The sequence below is a fragment of the Acinetobacter sp. YH12211 genome, from assembly GCF_013418015.1.
In the GTDB taxonomy this organism is placed as follows: domain Bacteria; phylum Pseudomonadota; class Gammaproteobacteria; order Pseudomonadales; family Moraxellaceae; genus Acinetobacter; species Acinetobacter towneri.
Genome location: NZ_VPCW01000005.1, coordinates 84,502 through 106,841, shown reverse-complemented (window position 1 = coordinate 106,841; position 22,340 = coordinate 84,502). Strand labels below are relative to the sequence as shown.

Here is a 22,340-nt window from a genome sequence, read left to right as displayed (position 1 = left end):
GAATTTAGTTAATTTTATTCATCGAATTCATTCCATCTCAAAGATGGAGAGCTTGCTCAAATGCTAAATAGACCTGCATTTGAGCAAGATAGGAATCCAAAGCATTTTAGCGGAGACAGCAATGCAAATTTTTTACGATAAAGACTGCGACTTATCTATCATCCAGTCTAAGAAAGTAGCAATCATTGGTTACGGTTCACAAGGTCACGCACATGCGCTTAACCTTAAAGATTCTGGTGTAGACGTAACTGTAGGTTTACGTGCTGGTTCTACTTCTTGGAAAAAAGCAGAAAATTCGGGTCTTAAAGTTGCTGAAGTTCCTGCTGCTGTAGCTCAAGCTGATGTTGTGATGATCTTGACTCCAGATGAGTTTCAATCACAACTTTATCGTGACGTAATCGAGCCAAACATCAAACAAGGCGCGACACTTGCATTTGCACACGGTTTCTCGGTTCTTTACAACCAAGTTGTTCCACGTGCTGACTTAGACGTAATTATGGTTGCACCTAAAGCACCAGGTCACACCGTACGTTCTGAATTCCAACGTGGTTCAGGTGTTCCTGATCTTATCGCGATTCATCAAGATGCTTCTGGTAATGCACGTAACGTTGCACTTTCTTACGCTTCAGGTGTAGGTGGTGGTCGTACAGGTATCATCGAAACTTCTTTCCGTGAAGAAACTGAAACTGACTTATTTGGTGAGCAAGCAGTTCTTTGTGGTGGTGCTGTTGAATTGGTTAAAATGGGCTTCGAAACTCTTGTTGAAGCTGGTTATGCACCAGAAATGGCTTACTTCGAATGCTTACACGAGCTTAAATTGATCGTTGACTTGATGTTCGAAGGCGGTATCGCTGACATGAACTATTCAGTATCTAACAACGCTGAATATGGCGAGTATGTAACGGGTACTGAAGTGATTAACGAACAATCACGTGAAGCAATGCGCAATGCACTTAAACGTATTCAATCTGGTGAATATGCGAAAATGTTCATCCAAGAAGGTGCGTTGAACTACCCATCAATGACTGCTCGTCGTCGTCAAAACGCGGCTCACGGTATTGAAGTAACGGGTAACAAGTTACGTGCGATGATGCCTTGGATCCAAGCAAACAAAATCGTAGACAAAGAGAAAAACTAAGTTTTAGTTTAATCTTTAAAAAACCCTTATTGTATATAAGGGTTTTTTTATGAGTGAAGTAAAGGATGTTACGTGCCTTGCGCTTCGCTCAGAACTGTGTTTTCACTCCTTGCGCTGTAAGCGTCAGCTGAACCCCATGCCTATTTTTTAATTTGAGTTGGATTTCCAGCGATGTGGCGTAATTCTTCTATTTGGGTCGCTTTATGCGTCGGCAGCCTTTTCAGCACATCACTTAAATAGGCATACGGATCCAAGCCATTCAGCTTTGCTGACTGGATTAAAGTCATGATATTCGCCGCTCGCTGGCCGCTGCGCAGCGAGCCAGCAAACAGCCAGTTCTTGCGCCCTAAGGCCCAAGGTCGCATTTGATTCTCTACCCAATTATTGCAAATCGGTAGATTGCCATCATCCAAATAGCGGATTAAAGCTGGCCAACGCTTCAGAGTGTAATTGATGGCCTTGGCGGTGGGAGAACTCGATGGCACCGTCAGATGATGTTGGTTGAGCCATTCATATAGTTGTTGCATCACCGGTTGGCTATGCTGTTGTCGGTATTCGCGGCGGTCTTCCGCTGTACCATCCGTCTTTTTCCTGAGTTCTGCTTCTATGGCATACAGTTTCTGAATCAGCACTAATGCCTGTTCAGCGACCTGACTTTTCCCGGTCACATGCAGTTCATGGAATTTACTGTTAGCGGCAATGTAAAAATGACCCCCCAACAGCATTTGAAAATTGACCCCCTTGGTTAATATAGTGGTCTTTTTGGACTGCTCAACATGTTAACTTTGGAGCAAGCAGTGACAATCCAAATACTTCATCAACAAGGTCAATCTATTAAGGCAATTTGAACCGTACCGGGTTTGTCGGAGACTCAATATTCTGAGAGACTATTCCGATGAAAAAACCAAACTATACCCCCGAAATTAGAGAAAGAGCGGTTCAATTACTCATTGAATCTGAAAAGGCGGATTCAAGCCCTGTGACAGTTCAATGAAGTTTATATTTCGAGTCATTGAGGATATGTAGCTTTGCTTACTTTAAATGCTTTGATCTAGTAAAATGATGCTATTCGTGCTTTAGATCTGGTGGGTGAATATGCATATTTTATATGTGAGCGATGGTAAGGCAGGTCATCGCTCTCAAGCATTGGGTCTTTTTAAGGCAATGCAAAAGCAAACAAATATTGAGCTAACTTTTGAAGAAATTTCAATTGATCATTTACCACTGTTGAGTTTATTGACCGCATATAAAAAACAAAAACATGCTGCAGTATCGCAGCCACCTGATTATATTGTTGGGGTAGGCAGTCATACGCAATTACGTGTTTTATTGATGGGCAAAGTTTTTCCATGTGCGAAAACTGTCATTTTAATGAAACCCAATTTTCCATTATCTTGGTTTGATCATGTGGTTATTCCTGAACATGATGGTGTGCTAGAGCGGGAAAATGTGATTGTTACACAAGGTGCGCTGAATCCAATTGAAAATGAGCAGCGACACATTCCAAACCGTATTTTGATTGCATTAGGTGGTTCATCTAAACGGCATCTTTGGAATGCAGATAAGGTATTGTCTGCGATTGAACAGATTGTGCTGCAGAATAAGCAGTGTGAGATTATTTTGACGAGTTCTAGGCGTACACCTGCTGATTTTTTAGTGACATTGGCTCAGCAAAGTTTTGCTTCACAACTGCAAATTTTTCCAGTTGAACAAACGCCGCAGGGCTGGATTTTTGAAGAAATGCAAAAAGCGGAAGCTGTATGGGTGACTGAAGATAGTGTGTCTATGATATATGAGGCACTCACCGCAGGTTGTAAAGTCGGGCTTATTCAGATAGATCGAGCGAAAGAGGATCGGATTACGCGTTCGGTACAGCATTTGGTTGATCAAAAGCTTGTATCGAATGCTAGACAAATTGCTGAATTATATTCTACGACTGCTTTTAAAGAAGCAGAGCGTGTGGCAACATATCTTTTAATCAAGTAGCTGTGATTTAATCGTGATTTATATTCTGATTGTTTTATTTATCTTGTTGTTCGCATTCAGTTATAAGTACGCATGGTGGAAGCCAGCAGTAGATTGGAATAGACCACGAATTTTAATGTATCACATGGTACGTGAGCACATTGATGGTGCAAAATTTAATAAATTACGAGTTAGGCCCACTGAGTTTGAAAAGCAAATAGCATGGCTAAAAGCAGAAGGTTTTAACTTTGTAACTATGCAGGAATTACAAGATCATTGGGGGAGGCATCCTGCAAAAACTGTTGCAATCACTTTTGATGATGGTTATTTAGATAACTTGGAAAATGCTTTTCCAATTTTAGAAAAATACCAAGCCAAAGCGACTATTTATGTAGTGGTAGACCGACATGATCGAGATTGGTCAACCTACAAAAAAGCACATCATAATAGTGGTGAACTTGCCCGTGAGCCTAAATTAAATGATGAACAAGTCAAATTGTTATCAAATTCCGGTTTGATAGAAATTGGTTCACATACAATGACCCATGCGAATCTTGCAAAGTTGGATGATATTGAATGCTTAGATGAGTTAACTCAATCCAAGCAATCACTTGAAGATTTGATTCATCGCTCTGTAAATAGTTTTGCATATCCATTTGGTATTTATTCCGCGCGTGATGTAAGTTTGGCACAGCAGGCAGGATATACCAATGCAGTAACAACGCAAGAAGGCATAGATGGGAAAATGCCTGACTTTATGCAATTACAAAGGATTAAAATTAGTGGGAAAGATTCGATGTTGGCAGTGAAATTGCGTTTGAAGTTAGGTAAGCGGGCATAAAAAAGACTCTTTTTGAGAGTCTTTTTTTTCATTATTTGAGCTGATGCAAAGGAGGGAGCTGATTTAATTGAAAAGCTTTCATTTTTGCCATAGTATTTTTAGCACTTATTAAAATAAAAATAAAAATGAGTAGGATTAGGGTGTTCACAAGGGCGCCGATAATAGAGCTATAGGTGAAAATGAATGAAAATACAGCCAAAATGATGCCTGTTATACTCAGGGTATGAAGTGTTTTTAAGATTTTATGAATTCGTTTCTGCGCCTTTAAATGTAAATAAGCTACATTCAGAGGTGAAAGCAGCTGAGCGTCGTAATAATGCTGATGGGACTTATATAAATTCAAATATGCTTTATGGACTGTGAGTTTATCTCTACTCATGAGATCCGTTAAGCTTGAGCCATTATTGTGCTTACGGTAAAAAAATAGATATTCAGGGATGATATAAACTTCAGCGTTTACTTCTGCAACACGTAAATAAAGATCCCAGTCTTCGCAAACTTTCAGACTTGTGTTGTAGCCGTTAACTTGCGAAAAATACTGTTTTTTGACTGAAATAATGGAAGGGAAAAGGCTGTTGTGATAGTAAAAATTTTCAAGCTTAAATGGCTTGATTTTGGTTTTATCAGTTGAACGTCCAAATTCAGTCACATAGCAAGCAACCATGGAGCTTTCTGGGTGATCTTGAAAAGCTTGTACCACTTTAGCAACATAATTTTCGGCGATTAAGTCATCTGCATCTAAGAAAACTAAAACTTCTCCAGCAGCATGCTGTACTGCAAAATTTCGTGCACAAGCTACCCCTTGGTTTATTTGCCGAAGGTATTTAACTTGGCCGCTATCGATATGTGCTTTGATAACCGTAGAAATCTCAGGCGTTGAACCATCATCGATAATGATATGCTCAATGCGGGAGTAGGTTTGTTTTTGTACAGATTCAATTGTTTCAATAATTGTGTCGTGATTATTGAAACAAGGTGTAATGATTGAGACGACAGGCTGATCCATTTTAGAAACACTTTAAAATAAGAGCTGAAAAGTTAACTGGGTTTTCTTACATGGTCTAATTTTTCAAAATACGATTTTAACTGCGAGTTGCGTTTATTCCATGTATTTTCAGGGTTCATTTTTCCTACGACATAGTTCATAAACTCAAAAAAAGATTTTCTATTTCTAAATTTTAAACTTTTCCAATAAGTTGAAAGCGCTTTTTGCTTTAATTTCAGCTGCTGGCCTGATGTTAATTGATTTGAGTTTAAGAAATCATAAATTGTCATGAATGTATCATGATGCTGTTGATTCAGGTTTTGAGAAAGCCGGTTATTGCCTCGGATCGTTTTGGTTTCTTCTTGATCTAAAATTACAAATACAGTTGGTGTTTCAGTAAAAGCGAGCTTATTTGCGGCACGTCCTAATTGCAGAGATAGAGATTCATCTTGAATAAATAACGAGGGGTTACAGCCGCCTGAATTGCTCCAAACAGACTTCGAGCACATGACGCACATTTCCATAATATTATGTTGAATAATGAAAGTCAGTGGATCATTGCTGATTGTAATATCCATATGAGGGTGCTGCTGAAGCACATCTAAATTGTGAGTTTTGACTTTATTGCCGTAAAATAAATCACAATCATTCGTTTGCAGCAGGCTGGCAATATCTTTTAGCCGGTTTGGTACCAAAACATCATCAGCATCCATAAAGAAAATGTAATCGCCTTGAGCCAGATTGCCGCCTTGATTCAGCCTGCGTGCAGGGCCTTCATTTGTGCTGTTTTGAACAATTTTTACTTTTGGAAAATACTGTTCTTCAAGCTGTTTAGAAAAAGCTGGCCAGTTTGGATCAGTTGAGCAGTCATCAACCACAATGATCTCTGTCAATTCTGGAAGTTCTGGGTTTAATGACTCAATTGTCCGCTGTAATAATACTCCCTTATTGAAGTGGGTGAGGACGACTGAAATGCTAAGTGAAGGCATGCTGTTAATTCACTTGTTTGTATTTGATGGTTCTATTTAACCATAGAAATAATTGTTTAAGTTTGCCGGTAAAGCTATTGCAGGCTAAAAATTGTATTTGTACGTATTGAATATTATATTTTCGGCAGAAATACATCCGATGATGCCCTTGATGTAATTTATCTTTAACACCTAAGCCGCGGCATAGCATAATCATCATGGGATGATTTTTATCATAGCCATGCTGTTTAAAAGATTCATCAATTTGATTAAAGCGGGAAGAACGCTGATCTTTGGGGACGCCCCATTTATTTCGATCACTATAGTTGTAAGCCGTTTCTTCAGATTTGATATTGCGTTCCAGCTTATTATCAATGATATCTGATAATTGAATTTCATAGCTGAAAGTTGAAAAGTCCTGATATTTTTTACGAATAGGCTTTAAAAGTGCTAAAGCATGTAATTGCGGGGCTCTTTGTTCAAAAACAATGCGGGTGGGATAGTGGGTTAATCCATCTTGTTGTGCTTGGATGAGTGTTTCACGGCCAAAGGCTAATTGGTCTGGAATACTTTTCTTTTCTTGGCCTATAAATAAAACGGCATCATCGGCATATAGATTGTTAAATGAGGCAGCAAAGTAAGCATCTGACAGCACCAGCAATTCCTCAATTTTAATATGATAAATGTCTGAGGAGTAAGCAAGCTTGGTCATGGATGAAATCTTCATTTTGGGTATAGCAAGAAAATATGATAGGAGATATTGCCAAAAAAATCTATGAAGCTGATGAAATGAGCTCAGGCTTCCTGATAAAATCATTTTTTTATAAAATGGTTGGCTGCACTTGCAAAAGTATCTGATTAGTATTGAGAAAGAAGGCAGTCCTCGATTGCAAAACTTTTTTGCACAAGAGACTTTTCAAGCTATGAAGAGTGATTTTGTGATTAAAGGTGTGAGAGGTGCTGATCTACAGACGGCTGAATATTTTCGGCTGGGCGTATTAGGTAAAGAGCGTCCGTTATCACCTGGTGAGCTAGGGTGTACTTTATCTCATCTAGCCGCTTATAAAGATTTTCTTTCCAGCGACGATCAGCTGGCTGTTTTCTTTGAAGATGATGCAATTCAAAATCAGTTTTATGACTTAAATGAGTTGGAACGAAAGGTAAAAGAATTGCAGCTGCCATCAGGTTTTCTTTTAAGTCTCGGCGGAATTCAGCTGCCTTATAGTCGAAAAGTTAAAGGGCATTTGTTAAAAGATAAGTTGTTTGAACAGCCTATTTTAAAAATTCATCCATTTTTTTATAAAAATTTATCTTCGACTTATGCATATATGATTGATCGCCAAATGGCGGAAGTGTTGGTTGATTTTCATCAGACACCTCAAGGCTGTGATCATTGGGAAGGGCTTGCTACGTTAAATCCTATTCCCGCTTTATATGCCTCAAATTTATTTGAACATCCGCCTATTACTGGCGAGAATAGCCATAGTTATATCGAGGCAGAACGCCAGAATTTGTTGTCTCAAGAAGGTAGCAAGCAAGGAGTTTTTTATAAATTAAAAAACTCCTTGCTTAAAAAAATTTTAAAATGGGTTTTACAAGCCTATTAAATAAAGCTAACTGACAAGATTAATATAATTAATCTTGTAGGCTTTTATGTATGTAAATAAATTAGTTTATATTTGTATTTTTTCACATTATAAGTTTTTACAAGTAACTTATAATTGTTAGAAGTTTTAATGGTGATTTAGGATGTCAGAAAAATTAGCAGTAATTCATGCTTTGTGGGTGGGGCGAAAGCTTGGAATGCTTTCTAGATGTTGTTTACGCTCTTTTGTAATGAGAGGGCATGAGGTACATCTACATGTTTATGAGGATATTGAAGATGTTCCAGAAGGTGTAAAGTGTGTGGATGCGAATAAAATTATTCCTAAAAATAAAATCATAAAGCATAATGAAACAGGGAGTTATGCACTATTTTCTGATATTTTTCGTTATGAGTTGATGCGTAAAGTAGATGGTATTTATGTTGACTGTGATGTTTATTGTTTAAAACCATTATCTATTCCAGAACATGGTTATGTTTTAGGTTTTGAGGATGATGAGTGGATCAATGGTGCAATTTTGCGTATCCCTCCTAAAAGTGAGTTAATAGAAAGTTTATTAACGGCAGCATATGATCCTTTTTTTGTACCACCTTGGTTTAAAAACAAAATAAGATTAAAGCTCAAAGTAAAAAAAATATTTGGAGCTGGAAGAAGTATATCTGATATGCCTTGGGGAGTGATTGGTCCAAAAGCAATTACCTATTATGTGAAAAAATTAGGTTTAACGAAATTTGTACAGCCTATAGATGTATTTTATCCCTTGCACTATCAATGTATTAGTCAATTATGGGACCCTGAGTTATCTGTACAGGATATTACGACTTCAAGAACATTAGGTATCCATTTATATAATGAAATGTTAAGAGGGCTTGATTTAAATACTATTGATCAAAGATCTATATTGGCAAGGTTATTAAGAAATGAGATATAAATAACTTTTTTTGTACTAATTTTTCGAAAAATATATAAATTTTAGGAATTTGAAGTTTATGTCAAATATTAAGTTGTCTATTGTTATTCCAATATTTGGAGTTGAACTTTATATTCAGGATTTCATTGACTCTCTATTCTATCAATTAAATGAAAGTGTGGAGTGTATTTTTATCAATGATGGTTCTAAAGATAAGTCTATAGATATTTTACAAAATAATATTTTAAACTTTTATTTAGAGGAGAATATTTTTGTTTTTAATCAGAAAAATCAGGGTGTTAGTGTTGCGAGAAATTTTGGACTAGAAAAGGTAAGAGGGGATTTTGTTACTTTTCTTGATCCAGATGATTATGTATCTGAAGATTATATTAAAAGTTTGCTTAGAATTATTGATAAACACAGTGAGAATCTTGATATTATTCACTTTAATGCAGAGGTGGTTGGGCTTGATAAAAGCCTTGTAAAGCTAAATTATGTTGATAAAACTAATTTTTATCAAATAGATAGTGATTCTTTAGTTCAGATTTTTGCAAAAAATTCGTGGCAACCTTGGTTAAGGGTTTTTAAAAGAGATTTATTGGTTGGGTTTAAGTTTCCTACTGGCTATATATTTGAAGATCTTTTATCTTTTCCGTTTATATATAATTTGGATATGAATATTTTTGAGTTAAATGACGAGCTAGTATATTACAGGCTTAATAGCGGTAGTTTAACTGCGAAAGTAAATGAAAGCTTTATGAATAGTCTCTCATATGGTATTGATTTATATAGGAAGTACAGAGAGGTAGAGAGGTATAGGGAAATATATATTCATCTATTGAATATAATGTATACTATAAAGATGAAGCAGAGTCTAAATGAGTTTTTTGGTTTTTATAATTTATATAAAAATGATTTATACTTTATTAAAGAGAATGTTATAGCGAGATCCTTCAAAGAAAGATTTAAATATTCTTATCCTCGAATTTTTTATCTCTATAAAAAGAAATTAGGGATTAAAAAATAATTTGAATGTAAGTAATTTTATAAATTTCTATTCCTTATCCGCATTGCCTTTCAGTACCATATAAATCAGCCCCACAAAAATCACAAATGCGCCGCCAATAGAACTTAAGCTAAAGTACAAAATGCGGTCATTGGTGTCTAAGGCAAACAGGTTATTGGCCAAAATGTAACGCATGAATAACCATTGAGCGACAGCAAATACAATTAGCATAATGCCACGATTACGAACTGCAGGACGCATAGCCATAGTAACGTTCAACTTAAAATTCAAAACGAAGCGCTATTATGCCACTAGCTAGACCATATCTCAATTCATAAAAAAACCCTGCAAATTTGCAGGGTTCTTCTCACATTCTCAAAACTTATTCTTGAGATTCTGCTTTTGGTTTTTCACGTAAACGAATACCCAAATCACGCAATTGAGTCGCTTCAACTGGTGCAGGTGCTTGAGTCAATGGACATTCAGCTGTCTTGGTTTTCGGGAAGGCAATTACATCACGAATAGACGATGCACCTGTCATCAACATCACCAAACGGTCTAAACCAAATGCCAAACCACCGTGCGGAGGCGCACCGTATTTCAACGCATTCAGTAAGAAGCTGAATTTCTCTTCGGCTTCTTCTTCTTCAATACCTAAAGCTTCAAAAATCGCTTTTTGCATTTCTAGAGTATAAATACGCAGTGAACCACCACCAATTTCGGTACCGTTCAATACCATGTCATACGCAACAGATAAAGCTTCACCTGGGTTGCTCTTCACATCTTCAACGCTTGATTTTGGTAAAGTGAATGGGTGATGCACAGAGGTCCATTTACCATCATCTGTTTCTTCAAACATTGGGAAGTCAACTACCCAAAGCGGTGCCCATTCGCAAGTTGCAAGGTTTAAATCGTGACCAATTTTCACACGAAGAGCGCCCATTGCATCGTTTACCACTTTGGCTTTATCTGCACCAAAGAATACGATGTCGCCATTTTCAGCGCCTACACGTTTTAATAGATCAAGCACGATTGGCTCAATAAATTTCACGATTGGAGATTGTAAGCCTTCAATGCCTTTTTCAAGTTCATTGACTTTAATGTAAGCCAAACCTTTTGCACCGTAGATGCCAACATATTTGGTGTATTCATCAATTGCGCTACGTGGCAATGAGCCTGCGCCAGGTACGCGAAGGGCAACAATACGACCTTTAGGGTCTTTCGCAGGGCCAGCAAATACTTTGAACTCAACGTCTTGCATTAAGTCTGCAACGTCTACCAGTTTCAGTGGAATACGTAAGTCTGGTTTGTCAGACGCATAATCACGCATTGCTTCTGAATACGGCATACGTTGGAATTTGTCGAATTTCACGCTTAGAAGTTCATCGAACATCTTCACGGTCATGCCTTCCATCAAATCCATAATGTCATCGTCACTCATGAACGATGTTTCAATGTCGATTTGGGTAAATTCAGGCTGACGGTCTGCACGCAAGTCTTCATCACGGAAACATTTTGCGATTTGGTAATAACGGTCAATACCACCCACCATCAACAATTGTTTAAATAATTGTGGCGATTGTGGCAGTGCATAGAAGCTACCGTTAGATACACGGCTTGGCACTAAATAGTCACGTGCGCCTTCTGGGGTAGCACGTGTCAAAATTGGGGTTTCAACATCCAAGAAACCATGGTCGTCTAAATAGTTACGAATTAGGTTGGTGACTTTAGAACGGAAACGTAAGCGATCTAACATTTCTGGACGACGGATGTCCAAGAAACGGTATTTCAAACGAATTTCTTCTGAAATGTTGGTATTTTCGTCGTTCAATGGGAACGGAGGCGTTTCAGATGCTGCAAGAACTTCAATTTCCTTGCCTAAAACTTCAATTTGTCCACTGACCATATTGGCATTTTCTGTGCCTGCATAGCGACGACGTACACGACCTGTAATTTTTAATACAAATTCTGAACGTGCTTTGTCTGCAGTTGCAAATGCTTCTGGAGTGTCTGGGTCAATCACGACTTGCACAAGACCATCACGGTCACGCATATCTAGGAAGATCACACCACCGTGGTCACGACGACGGTGTACCCAACCACACAGGGTCACGGTTTGATCAATTTGAGCTTCGGTTAAAGAACCGCAATAATGAGTTCGCATCATAGCGTTAAAAATCCAACTATATGGGTTAAGGAAGCGAATACGTAAACAGCGCACCGCCTTTAGCAAAGGTAGGATTATGCCTCTTTGGGCATGTGGCGACAAGAACCTGCTGCAAAAACAGTGGGTTTTTAGCGGGAATCTGCTTGAAACTGAAGAATGTAAGCAGAAGAAGACAGAAGTAGGGCGATAGAGCGTTTATTCCATCCGCCCTTGAAAATCTAAAAACAAAAATAACAGGCAGCCCAAACTCAACATAAGTAACGTACCTTGGCTAAACTCATTGATGGCACGTCCCGTAAAATAATATAGTTCGGCTTGCCAAGTCGCATCGGGGATATAACGCGCATAATCCCAAAGTGAAAAACCACCACATACAATCGACAAGATAATTAGGCCGATGGCATAAACGCGAATTTTAGTGCTTACAGAACTGACCTGTCGATGCTTGCGATAATAATGCAGGCTCATACATAACAAAAAAGGCAGCGCCAAAATAGAACTGCCAATTTGCAGTATGCGATGCATCGGATAAATACCTGTGCCTAATTGTACCGATTGCGCTAAAAAATCCTGAAAGGCAAAACTACGAAAGTCGTGATGGGTTAAACCATCCCAAATTAAATGGGTGGCATTGCCAATCAGTAAGGCCAGAATCAAGCCACATACAAACCCAAGTACAGATTTTATCGTGTTTAGATTTAACGGGTGATGCACGCCCACAAAGCGATACAATGCAGGGCGATAGAGTAAATACCACAGCGCACAAAAGACAAGACCCAATAATAAATTTGGATACAGCAATGCTGACCATAAATGTGGAGTGGGATCATGACGCAAAGTAAACAGACGGTGTAAATCTGGCAACATCGTACCTATAGCGAGTGCAGCGATAGGCAGACGTTGTCCTGAAAGCTTGGCGAGTGGTGGGGCAAGTACCGCATGTGAGAGCGTAAAGGGCATACCAATTCAAAGTAAATAATATAAAAAATCAGAATAAATTGTGATGAATAGCTTAATTGAGAATACAGAGGAACAATGTTTTTTATTGCAATGTTAATGAAATGTTATATTATAACATCAATTATTTTTGCTAATTTGAGCATGGGTCATGTCGTTCCATAAAAATTTAATAACACTTTCCATTTTTTCAGTGCTGACACCTGCAGCATTTGCCAATACTGAAAGCAGTAGTACACAACTGGAAACTATTCAGCTACAAGCACATCCTTTGGTGCAAACTGCAGCAGATTTTGCAGTAGCAGATCATGTGATTGATCAGAAAACGTTGGCAGAGCGGAGTACCACTATAGGTGATGCGATGGCAGATGAGCTAGGCGTATATTCCAATCAATATGGCTCAGGCTCTAGCCGCCCTGTGATTCGTGGACAAGATGGCCCACGGGTTAAAGTGCTGCAACATGCTTCAGAAACTGCCGATGTTTCTACACTTTCACCTGACCATGCCATCACTGTAGATCCGATTTTAGCCAAACAAGTTGAAATTATTCGTGGCCCATCAACATTACTTTATGGTGCAGGAACGGTTGGTGGCTTAGTTAATGTGACCGATCAAAAAATTCCAACTCAAATGCCAAATAATGGTTTAGAAGGACAGGTAGGTTTACGTTACAACACAGGTAGCGATGAAAAGCTAGTGAGTGCGGGGGTAACTGCAGCACTCAGTGATCAATTTGCGCTGCGTATTGAAGGTTCAAAACGTAAAGCCAATGATTACATTACCCCAAACTATTGGGTAGAGCATCATCATACAGAAGTACATGTTGAACCAGATGGCTCAACCCATACACATGAACATGAAGAGCTTGTAAAAGAACGCCGCGTGGGCAATACCTTTGCCGAAGGTCAAACGGTGAATATTGGTGGCTCATGGATTCATGATCGTGGTTTTGTGGGCGTGTCATATAGTAATCGTCAGGATAAATATGGGTTGCCAGGGCATAGCCATGAATATCATGGTTGTGTATTGCATGATGATCATTTTCATGGTTGCCCAACGCCTAATTCAAATGCTGTTGAAGAACATGCACATAGTGGCCCATGGGTAGATTTAGAATCACATCGTTATGATTTGCGTACCGAACTTGATCAGCCCTTTGCAGGCTTTGATAAACTGCGTGCGCACGCCAGCTTTACTGATTATGAACATGATGAACTGGAAGAAAATAAAGTCATCAGTAACTTTAAAAGCAAAGGTTATGATGCACGTTTAGAATTGGTGCACAAACCCCTTGCAGGTTGGGAAGGTGTGTTTGGTACACAGTATAGTCAGCAAAAAATTGATTTAACTGGACAAGTTGAACAACACGGCAATCATTCTCATGAAACCGTGCCTATTCCTGATACCAAAACTCAAAAATATAGTTTATTCGGTTTAGAGCATAAACAATTTGGCGATGTGCATGTTGAACTCGGTGCACGGGTTGAACATCAAAAAGTGGATGTTGATTCCCGTCGTCTGAAAGATTACTCAGATACAGGTGTATCTGCTTCTGCAGCAGCCAATTGGCAGTTTGCACCGAACTATAAACTATCCCTTACAGGCTCACACCAACAGCGTTTACCGTTGGCACAAGAGCTTTATGCTAACGGCATTCACTTTGCAACCAACACCTATGAGCGTGGTAATGCGAATTTAGATGTCGAGAAATCGAATAATTTAGAACTTGGTTTACACTACGAAGCCGATAAACTTGATTATTCGCTGCACGTATATCACAACTGGTTTGATAATTATATTTATGGTGCAACTACTGACCATAAGGAAACTTTCCGTTTAATTGATTATCAACAAGACAAAGCCAAGTTTTATGGCACAGAAGCCAAGCTAGGTTATCAGATCAGCCCAGATTATAAACTCAGTGTATTTGGTGATTATGTCCGTGGTGAGATTGACAATCAAAATGCACCACGTGTACCTGCAGGGCGTTTGGGGACTAAAGTGGATGCCAACTTTGCCGATGGTTGGTCGGGTATGGCGGAATATTATCGTGTCTTCAAACAAGACAAGGTTGCTTATTTAGAGCAAGAAACAGCAGGCTATAATATGGTCAATGTTGGTGTGGCTTATGCGGGCAACTATGCCAACAAACAAGATTACCGTGTGTATTTTAAAGCCAACAACTTGCTCGATGATGAAGTGTATTCACATACATCGTTCTTGTCGAATATTCCACAAGTGGGTCGTAACTTTACAGTCGGCGTGGAATTTGGCTTCTAAAATTCAATTTGCCTTGAGCAGGATGTCTGCGTGAAAACACAGAAATCCTCTTGAAAATCCAAACAATTAAACCTAGTCTGAGCGCATCGGACTAGGTTTTTTGTTATGCGTATCTTTCAGCGAATTCATCAAAAATTGAATTGGTCGCCTCGGGCGTATGTGGGACTTATTATAAGTTTTCTGGCTTTAGGTTATTTGGCGTCTGCGACCTACCACAGCTTAAAACCATTACCCGAAGGGCTGAATTACACTGGAAAATTACGTCATGCGCCTATTAAATTTATTGCCGATCAGACCTATATCGACGCGCAAGGTGTTCAGCAACAACAGCATCAAATTTTTAATGAAATTTTAGAGCTGGTTGATGCAGCACAAAGCACCATTGTATTGGATATGTTCTTGTTTAATCCTGAAGTGGGAACATCTAAACAGCAGCATCAGCCACTGACACAGCAACTCACCGATGCTTTAATTCATAAACGTCAGCTGCAGCCAAATATTGAAATCAAAGTCATTACCGATCCCATTAATTCGGTATATGGCGGCATCGCGCCTGAGCATTATCGTCAATTGCGTCAGGCGGGCATTGATGTGATTGAAACAGATTTAACCCCGCTGCGCGCATCGAATCCTTTGTGGTCGGGTTTTTGGTATTTCTGCTGTCAGGGTATTCCAAATAATGCCGAAAAGGGCTGGCTGCCAAGTCCGTTCGGTAAAGATAAAATTACCTTGCGCAGTTATTTCAGCTTGCTTAATTTTAAAGCCAACCATCGTAAAACCATGGTGGTCGATACCGCCGAAGGCTGGAAAGCATTGGTCACGTCGTTTAATCCACATGATGGCAGTTCACGTCATTCTAACAGCGCTTTATTGGTGACGGGCAATACCGCAGTAGATGTGTTGCAAACAGAACAAGCCGTCGCGCGTATGTCGCAGGGCAATCTGTCTGGGGTGATTGTGGGGGAGTTTGAGGCAGATTCGTCTTATCCTCAAGTGCAAGTCCTCACTGAACAAGCCATTTTAGAGGGCAGTTTGACACTGATTCGGCAGACCAAAGCGCAAGAACATCTGGATTTGGCGATGTTCTATTTATCGGAGCGACAAATCATCAAGGCACTGATTGCTGCACAGCAACGTGGCGTACAGGTGCGGGTATTACTCGACCCGAATAAAGATGCTTTTGGACGTGAAAAAAATGGCATTCCGAACCGACAGGTGGCGGCAGAATTACATGCTGCAGGGGTGAAGGTACGTTGGTGTAATACCCAAGGTGAGCAATGCCACAATAAAATGCTGATGAAATCGAATGCCACACAGGCTGAGTTGATTTTAGGTTCTGCTAATTTCACCGCACGTAATTTAAAAAACTATAATTTAGAAAGCAACTTGCGTGTGGTCGGACAGGTGCAAGACCCTGTATTTCAGGATGCTCAACACTATTTTAATACCGCATGGTCAAACCTTGAGGGTAAAAATATGAGTGTGGATTATGCGGTTTATGCCGATGAGTCGAAGTGGAAATATGCGCTGTATCGCTTTATGGAATGGAGTGGTTTATCGACATTTTAGTTTCCCTCATCCCGACCTTCTCCCTGAGGGAGAAGGGGGTGTCAGAACCTAATATTACTTCTCGGGATTTGGCGGCACCATTTCATCCAAATCTTTATCACTCATTTGATCTAACTCGGCAATATCGGTTTTGATTTTCCATTGTGCTTCATCATCCACAGGATTCGGTAAACGCGCTTCTAACCAATCACAAACCACATCTGGGCTAAATTCTGGATGGTTGCATTGAATTACCCACGATAAAAAATCTTTGGCTTCACCATTCATATACGGTGGCGGTGAAACAGGTAAGAATTGAGTCGGCAAGCGCTCATCTCTGGAAATATAATTCAGCACATGTCCCAATTCCTGCACAGTTTGCCATGCTAACGGATGTTCTACATCAATTTGAAATTTGAACCACCATGCATGCTGACCGTCTGAACCATAAGCGTCTACACGGGCTTGCTGTACACTCGGAACTTTGCAGAAAAACTGATGAAGGCGGTCAAAATTTAATTCAGGCACGAGGTTTCATCCAATTTCAAAAAAAATGTATCTTAGCATAGGGGTTGGAGATATTTCATAAATGGCGAGCCGTGTCGGTGAAATCTGCGGAGACGAAAGTTTAAAATTGCTGATTTTTTATTCATTGTTTATCCTTAATTTGAGCTTAGAATAAAAATATGAAAATAGGAGTGCTAGATATGAAAGTGGCGATTTTAACTGCATTGAGTGGCATGCTATTTTTAGGTGTGTCGATGCAGAGCTTGGCCGAAACCAATCGCTGGGCAGGATATACAGGCGTCAATACACAGCGTGATCAGCATCGTCCTTATTCGCCACAACATCGTCCTACTTATCCGCAGCATCGACCTTATCATTCACAGCAACCCTATTCCTATTCACCACATTATCCATACCATCAACGACCTGTACCGCAGTGGGGGCAGCCCACGATTCGTAGTGGCATCAATATTCAATACAATGCGCCAAGTACTGTGCAATATAACCACCAAAGTTACAGTTGGGTAAATGGTGAGCCAAGTAGCGCACATATTGAAAGTTCGACCTATCGTGTGGTGACCGACTGGCAACATTTAGGTTTACCTGCTCCGCCACGAGGCATGTATTGGATTTTTGAACATGGGCGTTATATGTTGGTGGCAAATCGTTGAGAAAAAAGTGAAATCATAGAGATCAATGCTTCTAGATATTGAGTATCTAGAAGCATTTTTTTGACCTATTTTAGATTTTTACGCCAATTCATCATCTTCTGGGCGAGGGGTTTTGCCTTGTGCTAAAGGCTTTTCACTGTGCTTGTCTCGAATAACGGAAGGGTAATGCCAAGATGCAAAACGCACCACTAAAATTGCAGCGGATAAAATTAAAATTGAACCAGTAATAATCACTAAATCGAGATCAGCTTTATGGTCGTGTTGAATATCTGAAATTAGCAAACGGGTTAGTGCGGTAATGGCAATATAAATTAAAAAACGCACAGGCATGTGATTGGTTTTAAAATAAATACCAACCATTGCACCTAGTTCTAAATAGATAAAAAGTAATAAGATGTCATCAATAGTGGCATATTGTTTGATGGTGAAAATATCAATTACCGTATGTCCAGCAGACCAAATGACCATACAGCCAATGATAAAGAGCGCAAGATAATGAAAACTTTCTACAGCCCAATTGCCATATTTGTCTAATAGGCTTTCAACTGCTTGAATATTTTTATCTATTTTTGAACGACGTACTGCCATTTTCACCTCCTGTTTAAGTATGGATATTCAGACTTCAACAAAGGTGATGCAAATTTCATGCACAAATTAGAATAGGTATATAAAATTTAGTATAAAAAAACGCCTGATGATTCAGGCGTTTTTGCGATACTGTATTAATTAAGACTGGTTGGTGAAGTAATCTTCACTGAAGTTCATTACCACTTCTGCACCCGCTTTCACTTTTGTAATGCGTAAAGTCAGTTCTGGCAAAATACGTTGTACAAAGTACAGTGCCAATGACAATTTGTTTTGATAGAACTCACCCTCTTTTTGCTTGGCTGCATTGGCAATGCGCGCAAACATATATGAGAAGCTGAGCAAACCTACCGCATGTAAATAATCAACCGCTGCTGCGTTCGGGAAATCTACATTTTCTTTGGCTGCATTTAAAACGTATTGAGTCACGGATTCAACTTCAGTCGCTGCATCTAAAGTTGCATCTTTAATGAAGTTGAGGTCTGCATCTAAACCATTGGTGAAATCACGGATTTCTGCAATGTATTCTGCAATAAATTCGCCATTACATTTAATGGTTTTACGACCAATCAAGTCTTGCGATTGTACGCCGTTGGTGCCTTCATAAATTTGGGCGATACGTAAATCACGAACACATTGCTCCATACCCCATTCACGGATATAACCGTGACCACCAAATACCATTTGCGCATCTAAAGTGGCTTGGAATGCAGTATCTGTGAGGTAAGCTTTTGCAATTGGTGTTAACAGCGCGACACGGTCATTGGCTGCTTTTACAGCTTCAGGGTCTGTTGAGAACTTAGTGATATCCAGTTGCTGACCCACGTAAACTGCAAATGCACGAGATGCTTCATTATTGGCACGTGCATTGAGCAACATGCGACGAACATCACCATGAACTAAGATGCTATCCGCAGGTTTGCTTGGAGATTTAACACCAGATGCACTACGACCTTGTAAACGATCAGTCGCATATTGAGCTGCATTTTGGTAAGCAAATTCAGAAGCACCAAGACCTTGGATACCCATTGATAAACGTTCATAGTTCATCATCACGAACATGGCTGCAAGACCTTCATTTTCTTTACCGACCAAGAAACCCTTGGCACCGTCAAAGTTCATCACACAAGTCGCAGAGGCTTTAATGCCCATTTTGTGTTCAATTGAGCCTGGGGCTACAGGGTTGCGTTCACCCAATGAACCATCTTCATTCACCAAGAATTTTGGCACGATGAATAAAGAAATACCGCGTGAACCTGCAGGAGCGTCTGGTGTTTTCGCTAAAACTAAGTGAATGATGTTTTCTGCGAGGTCGTGATCACCACCTGTAATAAAGATTTTAGTCCCTGTGATGTTGTACGTACCGTCTGCATTTGGTTCTGCTTTGGTTTTAATAATCCCGAGGTCTGTTCCTGCATGTGGTTCAGTCAAACACATGGTACCTGACCACTCACCTGAGTAAATTTTAGGTAAATAGGTTTCTTTCTGTTCTTGTGATGCATAACTGCTTAATGCCATGCCTGCACCGACAGATAGCAGTGGATACAACATGAATGATGGGTTAGTGGCAAACAGCATTTCATCTGACAATACCGTCAGCATTTTTGGCATGCCTTGACCACCCCATTCTTCATCTGCGCCTAAACCAATCCAGCCGCCTTCGGCATATTGTTTAAATGCTTCTTTAAAACCTGCAGGTGTAGTGACCTCGCCATTGTTATAGGTCGCGCCTTCTTCATCACCGCTACGGTTAATAGGCAACGTCACATTTTGGGCAAATTTTGCCATTTCTTCCAAAATTGCTTCAGCCGTTGCAGCATCAAGGTGAGCGAGGTTTTCATTGTTTTGCCAGAATTGTTCTGCATTGAATACATCATTTAAGATGAATTTCATATCGGCAAGTGGGGCATTATAAATTGGCATGTGAGTTCACCTGTTTATTGTTTGAATCTTGATTCGTTGAGTTCAGTGTAATCTACAATTGTGAATGTTGTAGACCACTAAAGCGAAAGAATGCTTTATTTATAAAGAAAAAGGACTGTCAATGCTATGACCGTCCTTTCTCAATTTCTGTACTCAAGAGTACAACATTTTGAATATCCCGCTAAATATGTTCAATATTTAGCGAGTTTCAATTTTCGCTTAGAAAGCAAAGTGTTCAGCATCTAATGCAAATAGTGGCTCTACACCTGTTGCAATCACGTCTACGTGTGAGCGAACACGTGGCAAGATTTTCTTGAAGTAGAAACGTGCAGTCGTCACTTTAGCATTATAGAAGTCTACATCGGTTGTGCCTGCTGCAAGTGCTTCTTGAGCGACCAATGCCATACGTGCCCATAGGTAAGCTAGTGTTACATAACCAGAGAAGTACATGTAGTCTACTGCTGCAGCACCTACTTCCTCAGGGTTTTGCATTGCACGCATACCAATTTGCATGGTCAAATCGCCCCATTCTTTATTGAGCGCTGCGAGCGGTTCAACAAATTCTTGCATTGCTGCGTTGTCTTTGTTGGCTTCTGCAAATTTATGGATGATTTTGGTGAAGTCTTTCAACATTGCACCTTGTGTACCCAAAACTTTACGACCTAACAAGTCGAGTGCTTGAATTTCAGTTGTACCTTCGTACAAGCATGAAATACGTGTATCACGCACAATTTGTTCCATGCCATGCTCAGAAATGAAGCCATGACCACCGAAGACTTGTACACCATGTTTTGCAGATTCAGAACCTGTTTCAGTTAAGAATGCTTTTGCAATTGGCGTCAATAAAGACAAGATGTTGTCAGAGTATTTACGCTCTTCTTCGGTTGCACCTTGTTCAACGATATCTGCGTGTAGAGACAACAGATACACTAGTGCGCGACCACCTTCAGCAAACGCTTTTTGAGTCAATAGCATATTGCGTACAGCAGGATGCACAATAATTGGATCTGCTTCTTTTTCAGGAGCTTTCGGACCAGAAAGTGAGCGCATTGCTAAACGGTCTTTGGCATAAGTCAACGCACCTTGGAAAGAACCTTCAGATGCTGCAAGACCTTGTACCGCTGTACCGATACGTGCAGTGTTCATGAACGTGAACATGCAGTTTAGACCACGGTTTTCAGGGCCAATTAGGAAGCCTTTCGCGTTATCAAAGTTGATGACGCAAGTTGCATTGCCATGAATCCCCATTTTGTGTTCGATTGAACCACAGCGTACGCCGTTGCGCTCGCCTACAGAACCGTCAGCATTCAGGTTGAACTTAGGAACGATGAACAGAGAAATACCTTTAGTTCCTTTAGGTGCACCAGGTAAACGTGCCAATACGATGTGCACGATATTCTCTGCCATGTCATGTTCACCAGCAGAGATAAAGATTTTCTCGCCCGAGATTGCATAGCTTCCGTCGGCCTGAGGTTCAGCTTTAGTACGGATAATACCCAAGTCAGAACCTGCATGAGATTCGGTTAAACACATGGTACCTGTCCACTCACCTGAAACAAGCTTTGGCAGATAGGTTGCTTTTTGTTCATCTGAACCGTGGTGTTCTAAAGTACGTACAGCACCATGAGAAAGACCTGGGTACATGCCCCATGCCCAGTTTGCTGTACCTACCATTTCTGAAATCACGTTTCCTAGAGAAACAGGTAGACCTTGACCGCCGTATTGTTCTTCAGCAGAAAGAGACGGGAAGCCAAGTTCGATATATTTTTGATACGCTTCTTTAAAGCCCGTTGGTGTAGTCACCACGCCATCATTCCAAGTACAACCTTCACGGTCACCCACTTGGTTTAACGGAGATAATTCGTTTTCACAGAAATCTGCTGCAGCTTCCAAATATTGGTCAACCAATTCACGGCTTACGTTTTCTTGGAATGCAGGTAATTTTGCATAGTGATCTTCGGCATTTAATAATTCATGCAAAACGAATTGCATATCACGTAAAGGCGCTTTGTATTGTGGCATATCGGTTTCCTCAATACTGGTTTGACCAGCGTTATATTTTAAATGGATTTCAGCGCATGCCTTCTCAGACATGCCATGTTGGAATGGTTGTAATCGTGCAACATCTTCTAATTCGGTACAAGCATCTGCATAGCATTTCTTGGTGACTGCAAAGTCAAAGATTTTTATCTTGAAATGGCTAAGTTACTTGAGTGTAAACAGTTTTGCTGAATTTGAAATGATACAAATAGTCAAAAACCGTAAAGAGATATGTCCAATAAAA

The 22,340-nt window shown here is 39.9% G+C and carries 19 protein-coding genes and 1 pseudogene; 9 read left to right on the top strand and 11 right to left on the bottom strand.

Annotated elements, in window-relative coordinates; genetic code table 11:
- Nucleotides 1-121: 121 nt before the first annotated feature.
- A complete protein-coding gene (gene ilvC, locus FTU98_RS04450) occupies nt 122-1,138 on the top strand; it encodes a ketol-acid reductoisomerase (RefSeq protein ID WP_180050536.1) in 1,017 nt (338 codons plus the stop codon).
- Nucleotides 1,139-1,285: 147 nt separating this feature from the next.
- On the opposite strand, the pseudogene FTU98_RS04445 reads toward ilvC, so the two are convergent.
- Nucleotides 1,286-1,833, bottom strand: a pseudogene (locus tag FTU98_RS04445) (IS66 family transposase); the annotation flags it as partial.
- A 400-nt stretch (nt 1,834-2,233) separates the two neighbouring features.
- Between FTU98_RS04445 and FTU98_RS04440 the strand changes: the two are divergent.
- Together FTU98_RS04440 and FTU98_RS04435 are read left to right on the top strand one after the other, a co-directional pair.
- Nucleotides 2,234-3,124, top strand: a complete 891-nt coding sequence (locus tag FTU98_RS04440) for a mitochondrial fission ELM1 family protein (protein WP_179997099.1) — start codon at nt 2,234-2,236, stop codon at nt 3,122-3,124.
- 13 nt (nt 3,125-3,137) lie between these two features.
- Nucleotides 3,138-3,944, top strand: coding sequence for a polysaccharide deacetylase family protein (locus FTU98_RS04435; protein WP_179997098.1), 807 nt, complete (start codon nt 3,138-3,140; stop codon nt 3,942-3,944).
- Between the two features lie 31 nt (nt 3,945-3,975).
- On the opposite strand, the gene FTU98_RS04430 is transcribed toward FTU98_RS04435, so the two are convergent.
- Genes FTU98_RS04430 through FTU98_RS04420 form a run of 3 tightly spaced genes read right to left on the bottom strand, consistent with a single transcriptional unit; the run spans nt 3,976 to nt 6,609 of the window.
- The gene (locus tag FTU98_RS04430; protein WP_179997097.1) at nt 3,976-4,950 is read right to left on the bottom strand and encodes a glycosyltransferase; all 975 of its coding nucleotides are present in this window, start codon (nt 4,948-4,950) and stop codon (nt 3,976-3,978) included.
- Between the two features lie 32 nt (nt 4,951-4,982).
- Complete coding sequence (locus tag FTU98_RS04425; protein WP_179997096.1) at nt 4,983-5,918, bottom strand: glycosyltransferase family 2 protein; 936 nt, start codon at nt 5,916-5,918, stop codon at nt 4,983-4,985.
- Nucleotides 5,919-5,922: 4 nt separating this feature from the next.
- Entirely contained in the window at nt 5,923-6,609 is a 687-nt protein-coding gene (locus FTU98_RS04420) for a hypothetical protein (protein WP_179997095.1), read from the bottom strand.
- A gap of 130 nt (nt 6,610-6,739) precedes the next feature.
- On the opposite strand from FTU98_RS04420, the gene FTU98_RS04415 reads away from it, so the two are divergent.
- The 3 genes from FTU98_RS04415 to FTU98_RS04405 all read left to right on the top strand — a co-directional run bounded on the left by FTU98_RS04415 (nt 6,740) and on the right by FTU98_RS04405 (nt 9,438).
- Complete coding sequence (locus FTU98_RS04415; RefSeq protein WP_179997094.1) at nt 6,740-7,504, top strand: glycosyltransferase family 25 protein; 765 nt, start codon at nt 6,740-6,742, stop codon at nt 7,502-7,504.
- A 142-nt stretch (nt 7,505-7,646) separates the two neighbouring features.
- The gene (locus FTU98_RS04410) at nt 7,647-8,432 is read left to right on the top strand and encodes a glycosyltransferase (RefSeq protein WP_179997093.1); all 786 of its coding nucleotides are present in this window, start codon (nt 7,647-7,649) and stop codon (nt 8,430-8,432) included.
- Between the two features lie 58 nt (nt 8,433-8,490).
- Nucleotides 8,491-9,438 carry a glycosyltransferase gene (locus FTU98_RS04405; RefSeq protein WP_179997092.1) on the top strand — a complete coding sequence of 316 codons (948 nt, stop codon included), beginning with the start codon at nt 8,491-8,493 and terminating at the stop codon, nt 9,436-9,438.
- Between the two features lie 27 nt (nt 9,439-9,465).
- Here FTU98_RS04405 and FTU98_RS04400 read toward each other — a convergent pair whose 3' ends face one another.
- From FTU98_RS04400 to FTU98_RS04390, 3 genes are all read right to left on the bottom strand, one after another.
- Nucleotides 9,466-9,684 (bottom strand): hypothetical protein, encoded by a 219-nt coding sequence (locus tag FTU98_RS04400; protein WP_180050533.1) that lies wholly within the window; start codon nt 9,682-9,684, stop codon nt 9,466-9,468.
- Nucleotides 9,685-9,799: 115 nt separating this feature from the next.
- Nucleotides 9,800-11,584 carry an aspartate--tRNA ligase gene (aspS, locus tag FTU98_RS04395; protein WP_180050530.1) on the bottom strand — a complete coding sequence of 595 codons (1,785 nt, stop codon included), beginning with the start codon at nt 11,582-11,584 and terminating at the stop codon, nt 9,800-9,802.
- Between the two features lie 195 nt (nt 11,585-11,779).
- Entirely contained in the window at nt 11,780-12,544 is a 765-nt protein-coding gene (locus FTU98_RS04390) for a DUF4184 family protein (RefSeq protein WP_180009022.1), read from the bottom strand.
- Between the two features lie 148 nt (nt 12,545-12,692).
- On the opposite strand from FTU98_RS04390, the gene znuD reads away from it, so the two are divergent.
- On the top strand, nt 12,693-14,822 hold the full coding sequence (znuD, locus tag FTU98_RS04385) for a zinc piracy TonB-dependent receptor ZnuD (protein WP_180050527.1): 2,130 nt from the start codon (nt 12,693-12,695) through the stop codon (nt 14,820-14,822).
- 105 nt (nt 14,823-14,927) lie between these two features.
- Nucleotides 14,928-16,391 carry a phospholipase D family protein gene (locus FTU98_RS04380; RefSeq protein ID WP_180050525.1) on the top strand — a complete coding sequence of 488 codons (1,464 nt, stop codon included), beginning with the start codon at nt 14,928-14,930 and terminating at the stop codon, nt 16,389-16,391.
- A gap of 54 nt (nt 16,392-16,445) precedes the next feature.
- On the opposite strand, the gene FTU98_RS04375 is transcribed toward FTU98_RS04380, so the two are convergent.
- A complete protein-coding gene (locus tag FTU98_RS04375) occupies nt 16,446-16,898 on the bottom strand; it encodes a hypothetical protein (protein ID WP_154320358.1) in 453 nt (150 codons plus the stop codon).
- Nucleotides 16,899-17,077: 179 nt separating this feature from the next.
- On the opposite strand from FTU98_RS04375, the gene FTU98_RS04370 reads away from it, so the two are divergent.
- On the top strand, nt 17,078-17,548 hold the full coding sequence (locus FTU98_RS04370) for an RcnB family protein (RefSeq protein ID WP_180050522.1): 471 nt from the start codon (nt 17,078-17,080) through the stop codon (nt 17,546-17,548).
- Between the two features lie 78 nt (nt 17,549-17,626).
- Here FTU98_RS04370 and FTU98_RS04365 read toward each other — a convergent pair whose 3' ends face one another.
- From FTU98_RS04365 to FTU98_RS04355, 3 genes are all read right to left on the bottom strand, one after another.
- Complete coding sequence (locus FTU98_RS04365) at nt 17,627-18,136, bottom strand: phosphate-starvation-inducible protein PsiE (RefSeq protein ID WP_179993915.1); 510 nt, start codon at nt 18,134-18,136, stop codon at nt 17,627-17,629.
- 138 nt (nt 18,137-18,274) lie between these two features.
- Nucleotides 18,275-20,056, bottom strand: coding sequence for an acyl-CoA dehydrogenase C-terminal domain-containing protein (locus tag FTU98_RS04360; RefSeq protein WP_180050519.1), 1,782 nt, complete (start codon nt 20,054-20,056; stop codon nt 18,275-18,277).
- Nucleotides 20,057-20,275: 219 nt separating this feature from the next.
- Nucleotides 20,276-22,078 carry an acyl-CoA dehydrogenase C-terminal domain-containing protein gene (locus tag FTU98_RS04355; RefSeq protein WP_180050516.1) on the bottom strand — a complete coding sequence of 601 codons (1,803 nt, stop codon included), beginning with the start codon at nt 22,076-22,078 and terminating at the stop codon, nt 20,276-20,278.
- Nucleotides 22,079-22,340: the final 262 nt, after the last annotated feature.